The organism is Pseudomonas sp. lyk4-R2A-8, from assembly GCF_030209095.1.
Lineage (GTDB): Bacteria > Pseudomonadota > Gammaproteobacteria > Pseudomonadales > Pseudomonadaceae > Aquipseudomonas > Aquipseudomonas quebecensis.
This window is the reverse complement of the sequence record NZ_JARVSS010000005.1, coordinates 71,889-92,032: the sequence shown is the minus strand read 5'-3', so window position 1 is coordinate 92,032 and position 20,144 is coordinate 71,889. Positions and strand designations below refer to the sequence as shown.

The following is a 20,144-nucleotide window of genomic DNA, read 5'->3' as shown; positions in this document are numbered from 1 at the left end:
ACGCAGCGGGACTAGGGAAAAACCTTACATGGTTATCGTCCAAACTCCGTAGAACGCCCACTAGGCAAACTTTCCGACGAAGTGCACATTGTTCGACCTTCCGCAGATGTCTGACGAGTGCTGGGAGATTGATTAGAACCGCTGAGAACCGTATGTCCGACCACGATATTTTGAGTGATGCCGAGCGCGAGGCGCTCAACGCCGTGATGCTGGAACCCGATCTACCGCCACAACGCGTGTTGATTGTCGACGACGACAAGGACGCGCGCGAACTGCTGGCGGAGATCCTGGGCCTGGACGGCATTCGCTGCATGACCGCCGACAGTGGTGAGCGGGCGTGGGACTTGTTGAAATCCAGCAGCTCCATCGGCTTGTTGATTACCGACCTGCGCATGCAACCCAGCAACGGGTTGGAGCTGATCAAACAGGTGCGCGAATCCACCCGCGCGGCGCTGCCGATCATCATCATGTCGGGGGATGCCGAAGCGCCCGATGTCATTGATGCCATGCATTTGAGTGTGGTGGATTTTCTGCTCAAGCCGATTGATAGCGTGAAGCTGGCGAAGTTGGTGAAGCGGGAGCTGGGGATGGCTTCCTGATTTTGCATTGAGTGTACGGGGCTCAACGGCGGCAGGCTTCTCACACTGTTGACCGCGTACTTCCTGTAGGAATGCGTTCACCGCTTGCTCGTTCACCCTCAAAGAAAAAGCCCTGATCTTTCGATCAGGGCTTTTTCATTTACAGGCCGTTTTTAGCCTTGAATTCCCGACGCCGACGGTGCAACACCGGCTCGGTATACCCATTAGGCTGCTTGGTCCCTTCAATCACCAGTTCCACCGCCGCCTGGAACGCGATGTTGCTGTCGAAATCCGGTGCCAAAGGGCGATACAGCGCGTCCCCGGCGTTCTGGCGGTCCACCACCGGCGCCATGCGCTTGAGGCTTTCCATCACTTGCGCGTGATTGACGATGCCATGGCGCAGCCAGTTGGCGATGTGCTGGCTGGAAATACGCAGGGTGGCACGGTCTTCCATCAGGCCGACGTCGTTGATGTCCGGCACTTTCGAGCAGCCGACGCCCTGGTCGATCCAGCGCACCACATAACCGAGGATGCCCTGGGCGTTGTTGTCCAGCTCGTTGCGGATTTCTTCCTCGGTCCAAGCGGTGTTCTGCGCCAGCGGGATGGTCAGGATATCGTCCACCGAGGCGCGCTCGCGCTTGGCCAGCTCGGCCTGGCGCGCGAACACGTCGACCTTGTGGTAGTGCAGCGCGTGCAATGCGGCCGCCGTGGGCGAAGGCACCCAGGCGGTGTTGGCGCCGGCCAGGGGGTGGGCGATTTTCTGTTCGAGCATCGCCGCCATCAGGTCGGGCATTGCCCACATGCCTTTACCGATCTGTGCACGCCCTTGCAGGCCGGTGCTCAAGCCGATATCGACGTTCCAGTTTTCATACGCCGCGATCCACTTTTCCGACTTCATCGCTGCCTTGCGCACCATCGCGCCGGCTTCCATGGAGGTGTGGATTTCATCGCCGGTGCGGTCGAGGAAGCCGGTGTTGATAAACACCACACGCTCGCTGGCGGCCTTGATGCAGGCTTTGAGGTTGACCGTGGTGCGGCGCTCCTCGTCCATGATCCCGACTTTGAGGGTATTGCGCGGCAGGTTCAGCACGTCTTCGATGCGGCCGAACAGCTCGTTGGTGAACGCGACTTCTTCCGGGCCGTGCATCTTCGGTTTCACGATGTACACCGAACCTGTACGGCTGTTCTTGCGACTGGTATTGCCGTTGAGGCTATGGATCGCCGCCAGGCTGGTGATCAAACCGTCGAGAATACCTTCCGGCACTTCGTTGCCGTCTTTATCCAGGATCGCGTCGATGGTCATCAGGTGGCCAACGTTGCGCACGAACAGCAGCGAGCGGCCATGCAGCGTCACGTCCTGGCCATCCACGCCGGTGTAGACACGGTCGGGGTTCATGGTGCGGGTGAAGGTCTTGCCACCCTTGGCCACGTCTTCGGCCAGGTCGCCCTTCATCAGGCCGAGCCAGTTGCGGTAGATCACCACTTTGTCGTCGGCATCCACGGCGGCGACGGAATCCTCGCAGTCCATGATGGTGGTCAGCGCGGCTTCCATCAGCACGTCTTTGACGCCGGCGGCATCGGTCTGGCCGACCGGGCTGCTGGCGTCGATCTGGATTTCGAAGTGCAGGCCGTTGTGCTTGAGCAGGATCGCGATCGGTTGGGCGCTGTCGCCCTGGAAGCCGATCAATTGACTGTCGTCGCGCAGGCCGCTGTTGCTGCCGCCTTTGAGGCTGACGATCAGTTTGCCGTCGGCAATCTTGTAGCCGGTGGAATCGGCATGGCTGCCGGCGCTGAGCGGTGCGGCTTCGTCGAGGAAGGCGCGGGCGAAGGCGATGACCTTGTCGCCGCGCACCTTGTTGTAGCCTTTGCCCTTCTCGGCGCCATCGGCTTCGCTGATGGCGTCGGTGCCGTAGAGCGCGTCGTACAGCGAACCCCAGCGGGCGTTGGATGCGTTGAGGGCGAAGCGCGCATTCATTACCGGCACCACCAACTGCGGGCCGGCCATGCGCGCGATTTCGTCATCGACGTTTTGGGTCGAGGCCTGGAAATCCGCGGCTTCTGGCAGCAGGTATCCAATGTCTTGCAGGAAGGCTTTGTAGGCCACCGGGTCGTGGGCCTGGCCGGCATGGGTCTGGTGCCAGGTATCGATCCGCGCTTGGAAATCATCGCGTTTGGCGAGTAGGGCTTTGTTCTTCGGCGCCAGGTCGTGGATGACCTTGTCGGCACCGGCCCAGAACTGGTCGGCAGTGATGCCGGTACCGGGAATGGCTTCGTGGTTCACGAAGTCGAACAGGACTTTGGCGACCTGCAGGCCACCGACTTGAACGTGTTCAGTCATTGCTTGCCTCACTCTGCGGAGCTTATGCGCTGTTTCAGATTTTCATTATGTAGTGCACGGTTGGGCATACTACATGATGACTTGCGGTTGTGAAAATTAGACTAAATACGTCGTTTAGCGACCCACTTTGGTCGTACGGTCACAGCGGAGAACGGTATGTTCTCAAAAACCTATTGGATTGTTCCAGATAAATATAAAAATGGTACACGATTTGTTTTCGAGGGCCCTCGGGTCCACCTTGTAGATTGACTTCCAGAGGGCTTCGCTATGGACCATCTTGTACTCACTATTATTGCCGCCGACAAACCCGGCCTGGTGGAACGCATCGCGCAGAACATCGCTGCCCACAGCGGCAACTGGCTGGACAGCCGCATGGCCCACATGGCGGGGCAGTTTGCCGGCATCCTGCGGGTGAGTGTGCCGACGGAGAATCGTCAGGCCCTGGTGGGGGCGTTGGAGGACTTATCCACCCACGGCATTCGCGTGCTGGTGGGCGAGGGCAGCACCGGGCAGGCACCGGCTTCCAAGCCCATCGTGATGACGTTGGTGGGCAATGATCGCGCGGGCATCGTGCGAGAGATCACGGCGCTGTTGAGCCGGCAGGGCGTCAACCTCGAGAGCCTGAGTACGGGCGTAAGCCCGGCGCCGATGAGTGGGGACCTGCTGTTCAAGGCCGAGGCGCTGTTGCAGGTGCCGTCGACGTTGCCCCTGGATGCGTTGCAAGCCTCGCTGGAAACACTGGCCGATGATCTGATGGTGGAACTGCACCACGAAGAGTAATCACAGGGTTATGCATGGAAATCTTGCATGGGCCTGTGGATAACCTGTAGAGACTGCTCGGCAGGCCACGTGGGCCGAGGCTCTTCGTAAACTGAGCAAAAAACGAGCAGTTTCAATGGCTTGTGCACAAATGGCGGGGACCAGCTTGTGGATAACCTTGGGGTGAATGTCTGCAAGCCACACAGACCGTGGCTTGCAGAGTTTTGTACGTTATTTGATCAGCGTTTACGTACGCTCAGCCAGGCGTCCACGCTGTACACCAGCAGCCCGGCCCAGATGAACGCGAAGGCCAGCAGCGTGCTCGGCGCCAAATGTTCGCCGAACAGCAGCACCGCTTCCAGCAACACCAACGTGGGCGCCACGTACTGCAAAAAGCCCAATGCGGTGTAAGGCAAATGCCGCGCGGCGGCGTTGAAACACACCAGCGGGATCAGTGTCACCGGGCCCGCGGCCACCAGCCACCAGGCTTCGGAGGTGCTCCAGAATGCCAGTTGCGCACTGTGTGCGCTGGGGTTGAACAGCAGCCACGCCACCGCAATCGGCACCAGCATCCAGGTTTCCACCACCAGCCCCGGCAACGCCTTGACCGGTGCCTGCTTGCGGATCAATCCGTAGAAACCGAAGGTCAACGCCAGCGCCAGCGACACCCATGGCAAGCTACCGACCTGCCACACCTGTTGCGCCACGCCCACGGCGGCCAATATCACCGCCACCCATTGCAAGCGGCGCAGACGCTCGCCCAACAGCAGCATGCCCAGCAGCACGTTCACCAGCGGGTTGATGTAGTAACCCAGGCTCGCTTCGAGCATGCGCCCGCTGTTGACCGACCACACATAGGTCAGCCAGTTGGCCGCAATCAGCGAACCGCTCAGTGCCAAAATCGCCAGTCGCTTGGGGTTGTCGCGCAGCTCGCGAAACCAGCCGGGATGTTTCCACACCATCAGCAGCAAGCCCCCGAACAGCGCCGACCACAGCACCCGATGCACGATGATCTCGGCGGCGGGTACGCTGGCGATGGCTTTGAAGTAGAGCGGGAACAGGCCCCAGATGACGTAGGCGCTCAGGCCCAGGATGTACCCCTTGCGGGGGTTGGCGGCTTGCATGCGGAATCCTTGCTTAGGCAGCTAACAAAGCGCGATTGTAAGGATATTTCTCAACCAATGGGACTGCTTGGTAATGAGTTGTGCTTTGTATGGGAGGGGCAAGGCCCTCCCACCTTAGAAGCAATCAGAAGAGTTTCAGCGGCTCTTCGTTGAGGGCTGAGAGTTGCTCACGCAACGCCAGGACCTGATCGCCCCAATACCGCTCCGTGCCGAACCACGGGAAGCTGTGGGGGAACGCCGGATCATCCCAACGCCGCGCCAGCCAGGCGCTGTAGTGCATCAAACGCAAGGCGCGCAGCGGTTCGATCAGCGCCAGTTCTCGCGGGTCAAAATCGTGAAACTCCTGGTAGCCGTCCATTAATTCCGACAGCTGGCCCAGGCATTCCTGGCGATCACCGGCGAGCATCATCCACAGGTCCTGCACCGCCGGGCCCATGCGGCAGTCGTCCAGGTCAACGATATGGAACATCTCGTCGCGGCACATCATGTTGCCGGGGTGGCAATCGCCGTGCATGCGGATGTTCTTGTGCGGGGTGGCCTTGTACACCTCCTCCACGCGTTTGAGCAGGTCGCGCGCCACCGATTCGTAGGCCGGCAGCAGGCTTTTGGGAATGAAATTGCCCTCCAGCAGCGTGGTCAGCGAATCGTGCCCGAAGTTCTTCACTCCCAATGCTTCGCGGTGTTCGAACGGCCGCGTGGAGCCCACGGCGTGCAAGCGCCCCAGCAGTTGCCCCAGGCGATAGAGTTGGTCCAGATTGCCCGGTTCCGGCGCACGGCCGCCGCGCCGGGGGAACAGGGTAAAGCGGAATCCCGCATGCTCGAACAGGCTTTCGCCGTTGTGGATAAGCGGCGCCACCACCGGTACATCGCACTCGGCCAGCTCAAAGGTGAAACGGTGTTCTTCCAGAATCGCTTCGTTGGTCCAGCGCTGCGGCCGGTAGAACTTGGCGATCAGCGGCTCGGCGTCTTCGATGCCCACTTGGTACACGCGGTTTTCGTAGCTGTTGAGCGCCAATACGCGGGCATCGCTTAAAAAACCGATGCTTTCGACGGCGTCGAGTACCAGGTCGGGGGTGAGTGTTTCAAACGGGTGGGCCATGCGAACTCCTGCGCGCAGCAGGGCGCCGCGTCCGGCCGGGTATGGTAACGCACACGGCTTGAGATAGGGGGCGACTGTGCCATTGTCATCGGGGGCAAACTCCCCCCACCTTTGAAGGTCATCACCAGTCAAAATGTGGGAGGGGGCTTGCCCCCGATAAGGCCGTGTCAGGCGCCGACGATCCCGCCGTCATCCCGCCGAATGGCCAGCACCGACGAGCGCGGTTTGCCGTTGGGCAAGTGCTCCGGCCAGGTCGAACCGCCGGTTTCGCCCGGGTGCTGGATGCCCACAAACAGCGTCTTCTGATCCGGCGCGAAGCTGATGCCGGTCACCTCGCACGCCACCGGTCCGACCATGAAACGGCGGATTTCGCCGGTGCTCGGGTCGGCGCAGAGCATTTGATTGTTGCCCATGCCGGCGAAGTCGCCGCTGTTGCTGTAGTCGCCGTCGGTGAGAATCCACAGACGCCCGGCCTTATCGAAGCCCAGGCCGTCGGGGCTGTTGAACATGTTCTGCGGGTTGATGTTCGACGAGCCGCCCTTGGGCGCGCCGGCGTGCACCTGCGGGTTGCCGGCCACCACGAACAGGTCCCAGCTGAAATCGTCGGCACCATGGTCGTCGGCGTTGGCCTTCCAGCGCAGGATCTGGCCGTAGACGTTCTTCTCGCGTGGGTTGGGCCCGCCCACTGGCTGGCCGTCCTCGCCGCGCTTGGCGTTGTTGGTCAGGGTGCAATAGACCTGGCCGTCGGTGGGGCTGACCACGATCCATTCCGGGCGGTCCATGCGCGTGGCCTTGACCACGCTGGCGGCCAGGCGCGCGTGAATGAGCACTTCGGCCTGGCTGGCGAAACCGCTGCCGGCGTCGATGCCGTTTTTGCCATGGGTCAACTCCACCCACTGACCCTTGCCACGCGGATGGTCGGCGTTGCCGTCGCCGGCATCGAAGATCGCCACGTACAAGGTGCCGTGGTCGAGCAGGTCTTTGTTGGCTTTGGGGTTCTTGTGGTTGATCTTGTCGCGGCTGACGAACTTGTAAATGAACTCACCGCGCTCGTCATCGCCCATGTACACCACGGCGCGGCCATCACGGGTTTGCGCCAGTGCCGCGTTCTCGTGTTTGAAGCGGCCCAGGGCCGTGCGTTTGGCCGGGGTGGACTGCGGATCGAACGGGTCGATTTCCACTACCCAGCCATGGCGGTTGAGTTCGTTGGGGTTCTTGGCCATGTCGAAACGCGGGTCGTGCAGGTGCCAGTTGATCTCTTTGCTGGCCGCCACCACGCCGTAGCGTTTCTGCCCGGCGTCGAAGGCTTGCTGCGGGTTGCTGCTGCCGAAGCAGTCGGTGAAGTTTTCTTCGCAGGTCAGGTAGGTGCCCCAGGGGGTCATGCCGTTGGCGCAGTTCTGGAAGGTGCCGAGGGCTTTCTTGCCGGACTTGTCGGCGCTGGTCTTCAACCACTCATGGCCGGCGGCGGGGCCACTGAGGCGGATCGGCGTGTTGCCGTGAATGCGACGGTTGTAGCGTGAGTCCTGAACGAAGTGCCAGGTGTCCCCCTTACGCCGAATTTCGATGACCGATACGCCTTCGCTGGCCTGGGCCTTGCGCACCTCTTCGGCCGATTGCGGCGTACCGCCGTGGGCATAGAGATAACGGTAGTTGGTGTATTCGTTATTGATCGCCATCAGCGCGCGGTTGTTGTCGCCGGGGAAGGGGAACAGGCTCATGCCGTCGTTGTGGTCGCCGAACTGCTGCTCCTGTGCCACCGCTGTGCCGTTGCCGGACGGGTCGAAGGCCGGCGCATTCTTGTGCAGCGGCTGGCCCCAGCTGATCAGCACCGAGGCGCTGTAGCCTGGCGGCAGGCTGATGGTGTCGCTGGTGGCGGCGGCGATGCTGTCGAAACCCAGCAACGGGCTGGCGTTAGCGGCATTGACCGCCAGGGCGCTGCGGCTGAGCAGGTTGCCGCCCAGGAACATCGCGGCACCGCACAGGGCGCCGGCACCGATAAAGCGGCGACGGGTCAGGCCGACCATCTGTTCGAGGTCGGTGGCTTGGTTCTCTTCTAACAGGCTCATCTCAGGCTCCTTGAGTGCTTTTTGCCAACACCTTAAGCAGCGGCCGTGACGAAATTGTTGCAGTTTGAAGAAACGCCTCCCTTATACGGGCGTTCCCAGCAATACCTGGCTCGGCGCGAATTGCACCTGGATCGGCTGGCCGGTTGCCGCGCCCAGTGCTTCAAACGCATTGGCCTGGGCCAAAGCGCAGAGGACCAGGCCATTTGGCAAGATGATGCGCACTTCGGCGGGGCCATCGTCGGCGTGGAGAATTGTCTCGATTACGCCGTCCAGGCAATTGTTTCCAGGTGTTGCGGTTCGCCCTGGGCCCAGCAGCTCCAGCCACCCGGCCTTGATCAGCGCCACGGTTTCCACGCCCGGTTCCAGTTCCAGCCGTTGCGTGCTGTCGTGGGTGATCTGCGCCTTGAGCGTCAGGCCACCGGCCAACTGCAGATGGATCAGGTCATTGCGGCCCTGAGACTCGATGGCGTGGACCCGGCCATGCAACTGGTTGCGGGCGCTGGTGCGCAGCATCAGGCGGCCGAGCAGGTTGAAATCACTGGCCGCTTCGTCCGACGCCAGCACCTCGGCCTGCAGTAGTTGCAGGCGCTGATACAGGCGCAACACCCGCTCGCCCTCGTGGGTCAGCCGTGCACCGCCGCCGCCTTTGCCGCCCACACTGCGCTCGACCAAGGGCTGTTGCGCGAGGTTGTTAAGCTCATCGATGGCGTCCCACGCGGCTTTGTAACTCAGGCCCGCGCTCTTGGCCGCGCGGGTGATCGAGCCTTGTTCGGCAATATGGGCCAGCAGCGCAATACGCTGCGGGCGGCGGATGATGTGTTGGCTGAGGGGCGTCGGCAGAGGCATGGCAATACGCTTGAATGGGCTCGACCGAACGTTGCGGGCAAGACGGACCGCCGTCAAGTCAGGCGCCGGGCCTGGGCGTGCGGGCCAGGCAATACACATCGACCTGGCGCGCGCCGGCACTGATCAGCAGGTGGCTCAGGCTGTGGGCGGTGGCGCCCGTGGTGAGCACATCGTCCACCAGCGCAAAGTGGCGGCCTTGCACCTGCGCATCGGGCGCCAGGGCAAAGGCGTTGAGCAGGTTGCGTCGGCGTGTCCGGGCGTCGAGGGCCTGTTGCGCGACGGTTTCGTGGGGACGCAGCAGCAACTGTGCATCGCAGGCAATGTTCAGGTCCTGGCTGAGCCAGCGCGCAACCATCAGCGCCTGGTTGTAGCCGCGCTCGCGCAGGCGCTTGCGGGCCAGAGGCACCGGCAGCAGGCAGTCGGGACGCGCCAGGTCGGTGTTGTCGAAGCGATGCTGCACGTGCTGCGCGAGCAGTCGCGCAAGCATCTGCCCCAACGGCCAGCGCGCCTGATGCTTGAAGCGGCTGATCAGGCTGTCGACCGGAAAGCTGTAGGACCAGGGCGCGATCACCTGTTTAAACGCAGGCGGCTTTTTCTGGCATTGGCCACAGGTCAGTCCGTCCATCGGCAAGGGCAGTGCGCACACGTCGCACTGGTCCAGCAGCCACGGCAGCTCGGTTTCGCAGACGTTGCACACACACTGCGCCGATTCGGTGGTTTCATCGCAGATTAAACAGATTTGTTCGTTTTTTAACCAGTTGTAAACTTGGTGTTTGTGTCCAGGTTGACAGTGCATGAATCTTCCTTAAATATGCCGAGCATCCGTGTCGTGCCTGTGGGTATTGCCTGCCCGTAGCGCCTGCCGAAGCATAATCAAGGAATCGCCCATGAGCGCCAGCACCACCGCCACCTTGCGTCACGATTGGTCGTTAGCCGAAGTCAAAGCGTTGTTCGTGCAACCGTTCAATGACCTGTTGTTCCAGGCGCAGACCGTGCACCGCGCGCATTTCGACGCCAACCGCGTACAGGTGTCGACCCTGCTGTCGATCAAAACCGGTGCTTGCCCGGAAGATTGCAAATATTGTCCGCAGTCGGGTCACTACAACACCGGCCTGGAAAAAGAAAAGCTGATGGAAGTGCAGAAGGTGCTCGAAGAGGCCGCGCGTGCCAAGGCCATCGGTTCGACCCGTTTCTGCATGGGCGCCGCGTGGAAACACCCGTCGGCCAAAGACATGCCCTACGTGCTGCAGATGGTCAAAGGCGTCAAGGCCATGGGCCTGGAGACCTGCATGACCCTCGGTCGCCTCGATCAGGACCAGACCGCAGCCCTGGCCGAGGCTGGCCTCGACTATTACAACCACAACCTCGACACCTCGCCGGAGTTCTACGGCTCGATCATCACCACCCGCACCTATAGCGAGCGCCTGCAGACCCTGGCCTATGTGCGTGAGTCGGGAATGAAGATCTGTTCCGGCGGCATCCTCGGCATGGGCGAGTCCCTCGACGACCGCGCCAACCTGCTGATCCAACTGGCCAATCTGCCGGAGCATCCCGAGTCGGTGCCGATCAACATGCTGGTGAAGGTGGCCGGTACGCCGCTGGAAAATGCCGATGACATCGACCCGTTCGACTTTATTCGTATGCTGGCGGTGGCGCGCATCCTGATGCCCACCTCCCATGTGCGCCTGTCGGCCGGTCGCGAAGCCATGAACGAGCAGATGCAGGCACTGGCCTTTTTTGCCGGCGCCAACTCGATCTTCTACGGCGACAAACTGCTGACCACCGCCAACCCGCAGGCGGACAAGGACATGCAGCTGTTCGCCCGTCTGGGCATCCAGCCGGAGGCGCGCGAAGAGCACGCCGATGAGGTGCACCAGGCGGCGATCGAACAGGCCTTGGTGGAGCAGAAAAGCAGCGAGCAGTTCTACAACGCCGTCGTTTAATTGAAGTGCGATCCCAATGTGGGAGGGGGCTTGCCCCCGATAGCGGTGGGTCAGTCAACACATGCGCTGGCACACCCTCATCGGGAGCAAGCTCCCTCCCATATGGTTGACCGAGTTAAACCTGCCAATCCGAGGCCTGCATGTCTTTCGATCTCGCCGCGCGCCTCGCTGCCCGTCGTGCCGAACACCTTTATCGCCAACGGCCGTTGCTTGCCAGTCCTCAAGGCCCGCAGGTAGTCGTCGACGGCCAGTCATTGCTCGCATTCTGCAACAACGATTACCTGGGCCTGGCCAATCATCCACAGGTGATCGAAGCCTGGCGCGCCGGTGCGTCCCGCTGGGGCGTGGGCGGCGGCGCTTCGCACCTGGTGGTCGGCCATGCGACGCCACACCATGAACTGGAAGAAGCCTTGGCAGACCTCACCGGTCGCCCACGCGCTCTGCTGTTCACCACTGGCTACATGGCCAACCTCGGTGCGGTCACGGCGCTGGTAGGCCAGGGCGATACCGTGCTCGAAGACCGCCTCAACCATGCGTCATTGCTGGACGCGGGGCTGCTGTCCGGGGCGCGTTTCAATCGCTACCTGCATAACGACGCCGCCAGCCTGGCCAGGCGCCTGGAGAAGGCCACCGGCAACACCCTGGTGGTCACCGACGGCGTGTTCAGCATGGACGGCGATCTCGCGGACCTGCCCGCGCTGGCTCGGGAAGCCCGCGCAAAAGGCGCCTGGTTGATGGTGGATGACGCCCACGGCTTCGGCCCCCTGGGCGCCAACGGCGGCGGGATTGTCGAGCATTTCGGCCTGAGCCAGGAGGACGTGCCGGTGCTGGTCGGGACTTTAGGAAAGGCGTTCGGCACCGCCGGTGCGTTTGTGGCGGGCAGTGAAGACCTGATCGAGAGCCTGATCCAGTTCGCCCGGCCGTACATCTACACCACCAGCCAACCGCCCGCGCTGGCCTGTGCCACTTTGAAAAGCCTGGAGCTGCTGCGCACCGAACACTGGCGCCGCGAACACCTCAATGCGCTCATTCGCCAGTTCCGCCACGGCGCCGAACAGATCGGTCTGGACTTGATGCCCAGCTTTACGCCGATCCAACCGATCCTGGTCGGCGACAGTGCCCGGGCGATGCGCCTGTCCCGGATGCTGCGCGAGCGTGGCCTGATGGTCAGCGCAATCCGCCCGCCGACCGTGCCCGCCGGCAGTGCGCGTTTGCGTGTGACGCTGACGGCCGCCCATACCGAAGCACAGGTGCAGTTGTTGCTAGACGCGTTGCAAGTGTGTTGGGAGCGCGACCATGCGTGATCGACTGATTCTGTTGCCGGGCTGGGGCCTGGGTATCTCACCGCTGGAGCCGTTGGCCGCGGCCTTGCGTGGCGTGGATGAACACCTGCAGGTGCACATCGAGCCGCTGCCCGCGCTGGACTCCAGCGACCTGAATGAATGGCTCGACGAACTCGACGCCACCCTGCCGGACAACGCCTGGCTGGGCGGCTGGTCCCTCGGCGGGATGCTGGCCAGCGAGCTGGCGGCACGCCGCGGCGCACGCTGCTGCGGCCTGGTGACACTGGCAAGCAACCCGTGTTTTGTCGGCCATGACGGCTGGCCCAACGCGATGCCCGCCGAGACGTTCGATGCCTTCCTCGCCGGTTGCCACGCCGATTCCCAAGTCACGCTCAAGCGCTTCGGCCTGCTGTGTGCCAAGGGCGCCGCCGACCCGCGCGGTCTGGCGCGTTTGTTGGTCGGCGGCGCACCGAATACGCCTTCTGAGGGGTTGATGAACGGCCTCGAACTGCTCGCGCAACTGGACACCCGCGATGCGTTGCTGGCCTATCGCGGGCCGCAATTGCACCTGTTTGGCGGCACGGATGAGCTGGTGCCCGCCGAAGCCGCCAGTGAATTGCTGGCCCTGCTGCCCGAGGTTGAAATCGGCCTGATTGAGCAGGCCGGTCACGCTTTTCTTCTGGAGGACCCCCACGGTGTTGCGGCGGCCATCCAGGCTTTTTTGCATGAGTGCGTTGATGACTGACTTATCCCATCCCCCGCTGCCCGGCGCCTTGCCGGATAAACGCCAGGTCGCGGCGTCGTTCTCCCGCGCGGCGGCCAGCTATGACAGCGTTGCCGAGTTGCAACGGGCAGTGGGTGGTGAATTGCTGGCGCGTTTGCCGGCGGGCATCGCACCCGCGCGCTGGCTGGATATGGGCTGCGGTACCGGTTATTTCAGTCGGGCGTTGCGCGAGCGGCTGCCCCACAGCCACGGCGTGGCGCTGGATATCGCCGAAGGCATGCTCAATCACGCGCGGCCGTTGGGCGGCGCGGCACACTTTATTGCCGGGGACGCGGAGCGTCTGCCGCTCAAAGACGACAGCTGCGGTCTGATTTTCTCCAGCCTGGCGGTGCAGTGGTGCGCCCATTTCGAGTCGGTGCTCAGCGAAGCCCGTCGCGTGCTGCAGCCGGGCGGTGTGCTGGCGTTCGCCAGCCTGTGCGTGGGCACGCTGGAGGAACTGCGTGAAAGTTGGCGCGCGGCCGATGGCCTGGTGCACGTCAACCGCTTCCGCACCTTCGACACGTACCAGCAACTGTGCGCCGCCAGTGGCCTGCGTACATTGAGCCTGACGCGTCACGCCCATGTGCTGCACTACCCGGATGTACGCAGCCTGACCCATGAACTCAAGGCACTTGGTGCGCACAACCTGAACCCCGGCCGGCCGGGTGGCTTGACGGGGCGCGCGCGGATTGCTGCACTGGTGCAGGCCTATGAGCAGTTCCGCCAGGCCCAGGGTCTGCCGGCGACTTACCAAGTGGTCTATGCCGTACTGGAGAAGCCTCTATGAGCGCCGCCTATTTCATCACCGGCACCGACACCGATGTGGGCAAGACCACCATCGCCGCGGGCCTGTTGTACGCAGCTCGGCAGGCGGGCAAAAGCACGGCGGCCGGTAAACCGGTGGCGTCCGGTTGCGCGGTGACGCCCAAGGGCCTGCGCAACGCCGATGCACTGGCGCTGCTGGCTGAGTGTTCGGTGCCGCTGACCTATGCCGAAGTGAACCCCGTGGCCTTCGAACCCGCCATCGCTCCGCATTTGGCCGCGCGTGAGGCGGGTGTTGCACTGACGGTGCAGTCGCTGCTCAAGCCGATGCAACAGGTCCTGGCGCGGCAGGCCGATTTCACCCTGATCGAAGGAGCCGGCGGCTGGCGCGTGCCATTGGCCGATCAGGCCAACCTCTCGGACCTGGCGATGGCGCTCAAGCTGCCGGTGATCCTGGTCGTGGGTGTACGCCTGGGTTGCATCAGCCATGCCTTGTTGACTGCAGAAGCGATTGCGCGGGATGGTTTGTCGCTGGCGGGGTGGGTGGCCAATATCGTCGACCCCAAGACCTCTCGTCTGGAAGAAAACCTCGCCACCCTGGCCGAGCGCTTGCCCGCGCCATGCCTGGGGCGCGTACCCAAGCTCAAGCACGCCAGCGCCGAGGCGGTCGCTGAGTACCTGCAACTGGACCTGCTTGACTGATTTTGGCTATCGCTTGGGCATTGTGCCATTAGTGTTTTTAACGGGCGTTTTGCCACCAACTCTGCTTCAATCACAGCTCATGATTCTCTAAAGGCAGGTTGACGCCATGGAAATCTCTGGAAGCAGCGCGTTTTATTCGGGCCTGAGCAGCATTCAGGCCGGGCAGAGCCGTGTCGACCAGGCCGCCGGCAGAATTGCCAGCGCCGCCACGAGCCAGCCGTCGGATGCGCAGATCGACCGCCTGCGCGCCAACGACCGTGCCCAACCTTCCAACTCCGCCAGCAATATGGTCGAAATGGCCGAGGGCAAGTTTCAGGTGGAGCTGGGCGTCAAAGTCGCCAAGGCTTCGGATGAAATGCTCGGTACGCTGATCGACACCTACGCTTAGCCCGCGCTTTATTGCGCAGCGGGCCTGCCCCGCGCGGGCTGCTTGGCAGCCCGGACGCTCCTATCCACTCCCCCGATCCAACGCGCTGGTCCTGACCTCGGCCCGGCGTGTTTGTTTTGATTCTCTACACTCACCTCATGTGGCATTGCGCCGCAAGCGTAGTCGTGGGCGGCATTGATGTGCGTCATGACAAACGGCATCTGGACGGCGCTTGACATCCCCAGGTCGTAAACGTATGTTTCAAACACCTGTTTGACCGCCACAGCACATCCACGCGGTTGTTCATTCCAGATACATCAGCAGAGGTTTATCGCTATGCCTGACTACAAGGCCCCCTTGCGTGATATTCGCTTCGTTCGTGACGAACTGCTTGGCTATGAAGCGCACTATCAGAGCCTGCCGGCTTGCCAGGACGCTACCCCGGACATGGTCGACGCCATCCTCGAAGAAGGCGCCAAGTTTTGTGAGCAAGTGCTGGCACCGCTGAACCGCGTGGGCGACCTGGAAGGGTGCACCTGGAGTGAGTCGGGCGTTAAAACGCCAACCGGTTTCAAGGAAGCCTACAAGCAATTCGTCGAAGGCGGCTGGCCAAGCCTGGCCCATGATGTGGAGCACGGCGGCCAAGGCCTGCCGGAATCCCTGGGCCTGGCGGTCAGCGAGATGGTCGGCGAGGCCAACTGGTCGTGGGGCATGTACCCAGGCCTGTCTCACGGCGCGATGAACACCATTTCCGAGCACGGCACGCCCGAGCAGCAAGAGGCGTACCTGACCAAGCTGGTGTCGGGCGAATGGACCGGCACCATGTGCCTGACCGAGCCGCACTGCGGCACCGACCTGGGCATGCTGCGCACCAAGGCCGAGCCTCAGGCCGACGGTTCCTACAAAGTCACCGGCACCAAAATCTTCATCTCGGCCGGTGAACACGACATGGCCGATAACATCGTGCACATCGTGCTGGCTCGCCTGCCGGACGCACCGGCCGGCACCAAAGGCATCTCGCTGTTCATCGTGCCCAAGTTCCTGCCCAACGCCGATGGCTCGATCGGCCAGCGCAATGCGGTGAGCTGTGGTTCCCTGGAACATAAGATGGGCATCCACGGCAACGCCACCTGCGTGATGAACTTCGATGCGGCCACCGGTTACCTGATCGGCCCGGCCAACAAAGGCTTGAACTGCATGTTCACCTTTATGAACACCGCTCGCCTGGGCACTGCGCTGCAAGGCCTGGCTCACGCTGAAATCGGCTTCCAGGGCGGCCTGAAATACGCCCGCGATCGCCTGCAAATGCGTTCCCTGACCGGCCCGAAAGCCCCGGACAAGGCCGCCGACCCAATCATCGTGCACCCTGATGTGCGCCGCATGCTGCTGACCATGAAAGCCTTCGCCGAAGGCAACCGTGCGATGGTGTACTTCACGGCCAAGCAAGTGGACATCGTCAAGTACGGCACCGACGACGAAGCCAAGAAACAGGCCGACGGCCTGCTGGCCTTCATGACCCCGATCGCCAAGGCCTTCATGACCGAAGTCGGTTTTGAAGCGGCCAACCACGGCGTGCAGATCTACGGCGGTCACGGTTTCATCGCCGAGTGGGGCATGGAGCAGAACGTGCGCGACAGCCGCATTTCGATGCTGTACGAAGGCACCACCGGCATCCAGGCCCTGGACCTGCTCGGCCGCAAAGTGCTGATGACCCAAGGCGAAGCGCTCAAGGGCTTCACCAAGATCGTGCACAAGTTCTGCCAGGCCAACGAAGGCAACGAAGCGGTCAGCGAGTTCGTCGCGCCGTTGGCGGCGTTGAACAAAGAGTGGGGCGAATTGACCATGAAGGTCGGCATGGCGGCGATGAAAGATCGTGAAGAAGTCGGTGCCGCGTCGGTGGACTACCTGATGTACTCCGGCTACGCCTGCCTGGCCTACTTCTGGGCCGACATGGCACGCCTGGCCGCCGAGAAACTGGCTGCCGGCACCACCGAAGAGGCGTTCTACACCGCCAAGCTGCAGACCGCGCGCTTCTACTTCCAGCGTATCCTGCCACGCACCCGTACCCACGTGGCGACCATGCTGTCGGGCGCCAGCAACCTGATGGACATGAAAGAAGAAAACTTCGGCCTGGCTTACTAAGCCTTACCGGGTTACTTCCAATGCCGCCGCTTCCCCTGGGGAGCGGCGGTTTTTTTTGCCTGATAAAAAACGCAGCTTATCGCTCAGGGAATGCGCAGGCCTGCCGTTAAAGTGATGGCAATGTGATACATGTCGAACAGGGTGTGCTTAACTGTTCGCGCTAAGGCGAAGTGCCATTACTTTTCTGCGGGTCGGAGCTTTACCCTTGTCACGCGTGTCCGCTGTCCGTTTCAGCCATTTCCTTCCGTCATTGCTGCTATTGCTGGCCGGGCTCTCGGCTGCGTACGTCAAGGACCTCAACGTCTTCTTCACCTCGCTGTTCAACGTATTGCCGACCCTGGTGCTGTTGCTCGGTGGTTCGTACTGCGCGGTGTACCGCCGCCAGCGCGAACTGTTTTTGATGATCACGGTGTACGTCGCTTACTTCCTGCTCGACACCCAGACTGATTTTTATCGCGACAACGGCCGCGTGCGCGAAGACGCGGCGGTGGTGTTTCATCTGTGCTGCCTGCTATTGCCGTTACTGTTCAGCATCTACGCGCTGTGGCAGGAAAAAACCCACTTGTTCCGCGACTTTGTCGCACGTTGCGCGGTGCTGCTGGCTGTCGGCAGTGTCGCGTTGGCGCTGGAGCAAAGTTATCCCCAGGCGCTGTTGAACTGGTTGGCGGAAATTCGCTGGCCGGTGCTGCATGGCAACTGGATGAGCCTGATTCAACTGTCGTATCCGATGTTCCTGATCGGTTTTGTCACCCTCGCGGCGCAGTACTGGTACCAGCCACGTCCCTTGCATGCGGCGCAACTGGTAGGCGTGATGGGGTTGTTCTGGATGCTGCCGCAAACCTTCATCCTGCCGTTCACCCTGAACATCATGTGCAGCCAGGTCATGCTGATGATTGCGGCCGGTGTGGCCCATGAGGCCTATCAAATGGCATTCCGTGACGAACTGACCGGTCTGCCGGGGCGACGCGCCCTCAACGAGCGCATGCAGCGCCTGGGGCGCAACTATGTGCTGGCGATGACCGATGTCGATCACTTCAAGCGTTTCAACGACACCCACGGCCATGATGTCGGCGACCAGGTGCTGCGCCTGGTGGCGAGCAAGCTGTCCAAGGTCAATGGTGGCGGGCGCGCTTACCGTTACGGCGGCGAAGAATTTGCCGTGGTGTTCGCGGGCAAGACCCTGGACGAATGCATGCCGCATCTGGAGGAGATCCGCGAGATCGTCGCCAACTACGATATCAAGCTGCGCAACTCGGACCGCCCGCAGGATGACCAGCAGGGTCGCCAACGCCGGGCGGGCAGTGGGGCGTCGAGTGTTTCGGTGACGGTCAGTATCGGCGTCGCCGAGCGCCAGGTGGAGCAGCGTACGCCCGAAGAGGTGCTCAAATCCGCCGACCAGGCACTGTACGCAGCGAAGGGCGCGGGGCGTAACTGCGTGGTCGCGGCCGGGCAGAACCGTCGTGGCGCGGTGCGCATGCAGAGCGCTGCCGGTTGACTGATGGCGGTGTATTCAGCGGCCCTACAGTGATTGAACGACGCGCGGGCCGGCAGTAGGTTGGAGCCATCTGCCGCCGGAGACATCGCCATGCCTGAGTACAAAGCTCCCCTGCGCGACATGCGCTTTCTGATCGACAACGTATTTGATTTCCACGGCCACTACGCCGCAGTGGGCGCGACGGACGCGAGCCCGGATATGGTCAGTGCAATCCTTGAAGAGGGTGCGAAATTCTGTGAAAACGTGCTGTCGCCCCTCAACCGCAGCGGCGATGAAGAGGGCTGCCACTTCGACAATGGTGTGGTGACCACACCCAAAGGCTTCAAGGAAGCCTTCGCCCAGTACGTGGAAGGCGGCTGGCACGGCGTAGCGGCCGACCCGGCCTACGGCGGCCAGGGCTTGCCGCAGTCCCTGGGCCTGGTGCTCAGCGAGATGATCGGCTCCAGCAATACCTCGTGGGGCATGTACCCAGGCCTGACCCACGGCGCCATGTCGGCGATTCACGCCCACGGCACGGCCGAGCAGAAGGACACCTACCTGAGCAAGCTCACAGCCGGCGAATGGACCGGCACCATGTGCCTGACCGAGGCCCATTGCGGCACCGACCTGGGCCTGATCAAGACCCGCGCCGTGCCCCAGGCCGATGGCAGCTATGCCGTCACCGGCAGCAAAATCTTCATCTCGGCCGGCGAGCACGACCTGAGCGCCAATATCATCCATCTGGTGCTGGCCAAGCTGCCGGACGCGCCGGCGGGCACCAAAGGTATTTCGTTGTTTATCGTGCCCAAGTTCCACGCCGATTCCGGCGAGCGCAACACGGTGTACTGCGGCTCCATCGAACACAAAATGGGCATCAAGGCATCGGCCACGTGCGTGCTCAACTTCGATGGCGCCAAAGGCTTCCTGATCGGTGAGGCCAACAAAGGCCTTAACTGCATGTTCACCATGATGAACCACGCGCGACTGGGCACCGGCATGCAAGGCCTGTGCAACGGCGAGGCGAGTTTCCAGGGCGCCATCAAGTACGCCAATGACCGCCTGCAGATGCGCTCGCTGACCGGCGCCAAAGCCCCGGACAAAGCCGCCGACCCGATCATCGTGCACGCCGACGTGCGACGCATGCTGCTGACCATGAAAGCCTTCAACGAAGGCAATCGCGCACTGGCCTATTTCACCGCGCAGCTGCTGGACACCGCCCATCTGAGCGACGATGCCGCCCAGCGCCAGGAAGCTGAAGACCTGCTGGCCTTTCTGACACCGATCTGCAAAGCCTTTATGACCGATACCGGGTTGGAGGTGACCAACCTCGGCATGCAGATCTTCGGCGGCCACGGCTACATTCGCGAATGGGGCATGGAGCAACTGGCACGGGATGCACGCATCGCGCCGATCTATGAGGGCACCAACGGCATCCAGGCCCTCGACCTGCTGGGCCGCAAGGTGCTTGGCAGCCAAGGCAGGCTGCTGCGCGGGTTTACCAAAGTGGTGCATAAGTTCTGCGCCGCGAATGCCGAGCACCCGCAATTCAACGCGTATGTGGCGCAGCTCAATCACCTGAACCAGGACTGGGGAGAGCTGACCACCAAGGTGGGTATGGCCGCGATGAAGAACCCGGACGAAGTGGGCGCGGCGGCTGTGGATTACTTGATGTACAGCGGCTACATCATCCTCGCCTATCTGTGGTTGCGCATGGCCATTGCCGCGCAGGCCCACAGCGACGGTGAGTTCGCCAAGGCCAAGCTGGCCACCTGCGAGTTCTACTTTAAACGCCTGTTGCCGCGTACCTCCACCCATCGCGCGGCCGTGGAAGCAGGCAGTGACTGCCTGATGAGTCTGCCTGCGGAGGCATTTCTGCCTGGATGACTTAAAAATACCAA

Annotated in this window: 17 protein-coding genes; 11 read left to right on the top strand and 6 right to left on the bottom strand. The window is 62.3% G+C overall.

The annotated features are described in order from the left end of the window. The first annotated feature begins 152 nt into the window (after positions 1-152). The gene (locus QRN10_RS06520) at positions 153-599 is read left to right on the top strand and encodes a response regulator (RefSeq protein ID WP_181080196.1); all 447 of its coding nucleotides are present in this window, start codon (positions 153-155) and stop codon (positions 597-599) included. A gap of 139 nt (positions 600-738) precedes the next feature. Here QRN10_RS06520 and QRN10_RS06515 read toward each other — a convergent pair whose 3' ends face one another. Beyond that, positions 739-2,916, bottom strand: coding sequence for a malate synthase G (locus tag QRN10_RS06515; RefSeq protein WP_285428039.1), 2,178 nt, complete (start codon positions 2,914-2,916; stop codon positions 739-741). A 267-nt stretch (positions 2,917-3,183) separates the two neighbouring features. Between QRN10_RS06515 and QRN10_RS06510 the strand changes: the two genes are divergently transcribed. Then, the gene (locus QRN10_RS06510) at positions 3,184-3,696 is read left to right on the top strand and encodes a glycine cleavage system transcriptional repressor (RefSeq protein ID WP_253509632.1); all 513 of its coding nucleotides are present in this window, start codon (positions 3,184-3,186) and stop codon (positions 3,694-3,696) included. Positions 3,697-3,914: 218 nt separating this feature from the next. Here the strand turns inward: QRN10_RS06510 and rarD are convergent, their stop codons facing one another. The 5 genes from rarD to QRN10_RS06485 all read right to left on the bottom strand — a co-directional run bounded on the left by rarD (position 3,915) and on the right by QRN10_RS06485 (position 9,606). Next, positions 3,915-4,799 (bottom strand): EamA family transporter RarD, encoded by an 885-nt coding sequence (gene rarD / locus QRN10_RS06505; RefSeq protein ID WP_285428038.1) that lies wholly within the window; start codon positions 4,797-4,799, stop codon positions 3,915-3,917. 124 nt (positions 4,800-4,923) lie between these two features. Next, positions 4,924-5,898, bottom strand: coding sequence for a serine/threonine protein kinase (locus tag QRN10_RS06500; protein WP_057702225.1), 975 nt, complete (start codon positions 5,896-5,898; stop codon positions 4,924-4,926). Positions 5,899-6,065: 167 nt separating this feature from the next. After that, positions 6,066-7,964: a PhoX family protein gene (locus QRN10_RS06495; protein ID WP_181080200.1), complete on the bottom strand. Its 1,899-nt coding sequence runs from the start codon at positions 7,962-7,964 to the stop codon at positions 6,066-6,068. Positions 7,965-8,045: 81 nt separating this feature from the next. After that, positions 8,046-8,810, bottom strand: coding sequence for a TOBE domain-containing protein (locus tag QRN10_RS06490; RefSeq protein WP_285428037.1), 765 nt, complete (start codon positions 8,808-8,810; stop codon positions 8,046-8,048). A gap of 58 nt (positions 8,811-8,868) precedes the next feature. Then, the gene (locus QRN10_RS06485) at positions 8,869-9,606 is read right to left on the bottom strand and encodes a ComFC family protein (protein WP_181080202.1); all 738 of its coding nucleotides are present in this window, start codon (positions 9,604-9,606) and stop codon (positions 8,869-8,871) included. Positions 9,607-9,697: 91 nt separating this feature from the next. Between QRN10_RS06485 and bioB the strand changes: the two genes are divergently transcribed. The 9 genes from bioB to QRN10_RS06440 all read left to right on the top strand — a co-directional run bounded on the left by bioB (position 9,698) and on the right by QRN10_RS06440 (position 20,130). After that, positions 9,698-10,753 carry a biotin synthase BioB gene (bioB, locus tag QRN10_RS06480; RefSeq protein WP_181080203.1) on the top strand — a complete coding sequence of 352 codons (1,056 nt, stop codon included), beginning with the start codon at positions 9,698-9,700 and terminating at the stop codon, positions 10,751-10,753. 140 nt (positions 10,754-10,893) lie between these two features. Beyond that, positions 10,894-12,057, top strand: a complete 1,164-nt coding sequence (bioF, locus tag QRN10_RS06475) for an 8-amino-7-oxononanoate synthase (protein WP_285428035.1) — start codon at positions 10,894-10,896, stop codon at positions 12,055-12,057. Further along, on the top strand, positions 12,050-12,781 hold the full coding sequence (locus QRN10_RS06470; RefSeq protein ID WP_285428034.1) for an alpha/beta fold hydrolase: 732 nt from the start codon (positions 12,050-12,052) through the stop codon (positions 12,779-12,781). Before bioF ends, QRN10_RS06470 begins: the two co-directional genes overlap by 8 nt. Continuing rightward, the gene (bioC, locus tag QRN10_RS06465; protein ID WP_266247119.1) at positions 12,774-13,586 is read left to right on the top strand and encodes a malonyl-ACP O-methyltransferase BioC; all 813 of its coding nucleotides are present in this window, start codon (positions 12,774-12,776) and stop codon (positions 13,584-13,586) included. The genes QRN10_RS06470 and bioC overlap by 8 nt, the downstream gene beginning before the upstream one ends. Further along, positions 13,583-14,263: a dethiobiotin synthase gene (bioD, locus tag QRN10_RS06460; protein WP_266247117.1), complete on the top strand. Its 681-nt coding sequence runs from the start codon at positions 13,583-13,585 to the stop codon at positions 14,261-14,263. Before bioC ends, bioD begins: the two co-directional genes overlap by 4 nt. Positions 14,264-14,369: 106 nt before the next feature. Continuing rightward, positions 14,370-14,651 (top strand): pyrroloquinoline quinone biosynthesis protein PqqE, encoded by a 282-nt coding sequence (locus QRN10_RS06455; RefSeq protein ID WP_181080208.1) that lies wholly within the window; start codon positions 14,370-14,372, stop codon positions 14,649-14,651. A 315-nt stretch (positions 14,652-14,966) separates the two neighbouring features. Beyond that, positions 14,967-16,772 carry a phenylacyl-CoA dehydrogenase gene (locus QRN10_RS06450; protein ID WP_181080209.1) on the top strand — a complete coding sequence of 602 codons (1,806 nt, stop codon included), beginning with the start codon at positions 14,967-14,969 and terminating at the stop codon, positions 16,770-16,772. Positions 16,773-16,977: 205 nt separating this feature from the next. Then, on the top strand, positions 16,978-18,267 hold the full coding sequence (locus QRN10_RS06445; RefSeq protein ID WP_253509624.1) for a GGDEF domain-containing protein: 1,290 nt from the start codon (positions 16,978-16,980) through the stop codon (positions 18,265-18,267). Between the two features lie 90 nt (positions 18,268-18,357). Further along, positions 18,358-20,130, top strand: coding sequence for an acyl-CoA dehydrogenase C-terminal domain-containing protein (locus tag QRN10_RS06440; RefSeq protein ID WP_285428033.1), 1,773 nt, complete (start codon positions 18,358-18,360; stop codon positions 20,128-20,130). Positions 20,131-20,144: the final 14 nt, after the last annotated feature.

Coding starts and splice junctions, on each gene's coding strand:
- QRN10_RS06520 (WP_181080196.1), top strand. CDS start 153: ATGTCCGACCACGATATTTTGAGTGATGCCGAGCGCGAGGCGCTCAAC.
- QRN10_RS06515 (WP_285428039.1), bottom strand. CDS start 2,916: ATGACTGAACACGTTCAAGTCGGTGGCCTGCAGGTCGCCAAAGTCCTG.
- QRN10_RS06510 (WP_253509632.1), top strand. CDS start 3,184: ATGGACCATCTTGTACTCACTATTATTGCCGCCGACAAACCCGGCCTG.
- rarD (WP_285428038.1), bottom strand. CDS start 4,799: ATGCAAGCCGCCAACCCCCGCAAGGGGTACATCCTGGGCCTGAGCGCC.
- QRN10_RS06500 (WP_057702225.1), bottom strand. CDS start 5,898: ATGGCCCACCCGTTTGAAACACTCACCCCCGACCTGGTACTCGACGCC.
- QRN10_RS06495 (WP_181080200.1), bottom strand. CDS start 7,964: ATGAGCCTGTTAGAAGAGAACCAAGCCACCGACCTCGAACAGATGGTC.
- QRN10_RS06490 (WP_285428037.1), bottom strand. CDS start 8,810: ATGCCTCTGCCGACGCCCCTCAGCCAACACATCATCCGCCGCCCGCAG.
- QRN10_RS06485 (WP_181080202.1), bottom strand. CDS start 9,606: ATGCACTGTCAACCTGGACACAAACACCAAGTTTACAACTGGTTAAAA.
- bioB (WP_181080203.1), top strand. CDS start 9,698: ATGAGCGCCAGCACCACCGCCACCTTGCGTCACGATTGGTCGTTAGCC.
- bioF (WP_285428035.1), top strand. CDS start 10,894: ATGTCTTTCGATCTCGCCGCGCGCCTCGCTGCCCGTCGTGCCGAACAC.
- QRN10_RS06470 (WP_285428034.1), top strand. CDS start 12,050: ATGCGTGATCGACTGATTCTGTTGCCGGGCTGGGGCCTGGGTATCTCA.
- bioC (WP_266247119.1), top strand. CDS start 12,774: ATGACTGACTTATCCCATCCCCCGCTGCCCGGCGCCTTGCCGGATAAA.
- bioD (WP_266247117.1), top strand. CDS start 13,583: ATGAGCGCCGCCTATTTCATCACCGGCACCGACACCGATGTGGGCAAG.
- QRN10_RS06455 (WP_181080208.1), top strand. CDS start 14,370: ATGGAAATCTCTGGAAGCAGCGCGTTTTATTCGGGCCTGAGCAGCATT.
- QRN10_RS06450 (WP_181080209.1), top strand. CDS start 14,967: ATGCCTGACTACAAGGCCCCCTTGCGTGATATTCGCTTCGTTCGTGAC.
- QRN10_RS06440 (WP_285428033.1), top strand. CDS start 18,358: ATGCCTGAGTACAAAGCTCCCCTGCGCGACATGCGCTTTCTGATCGAC.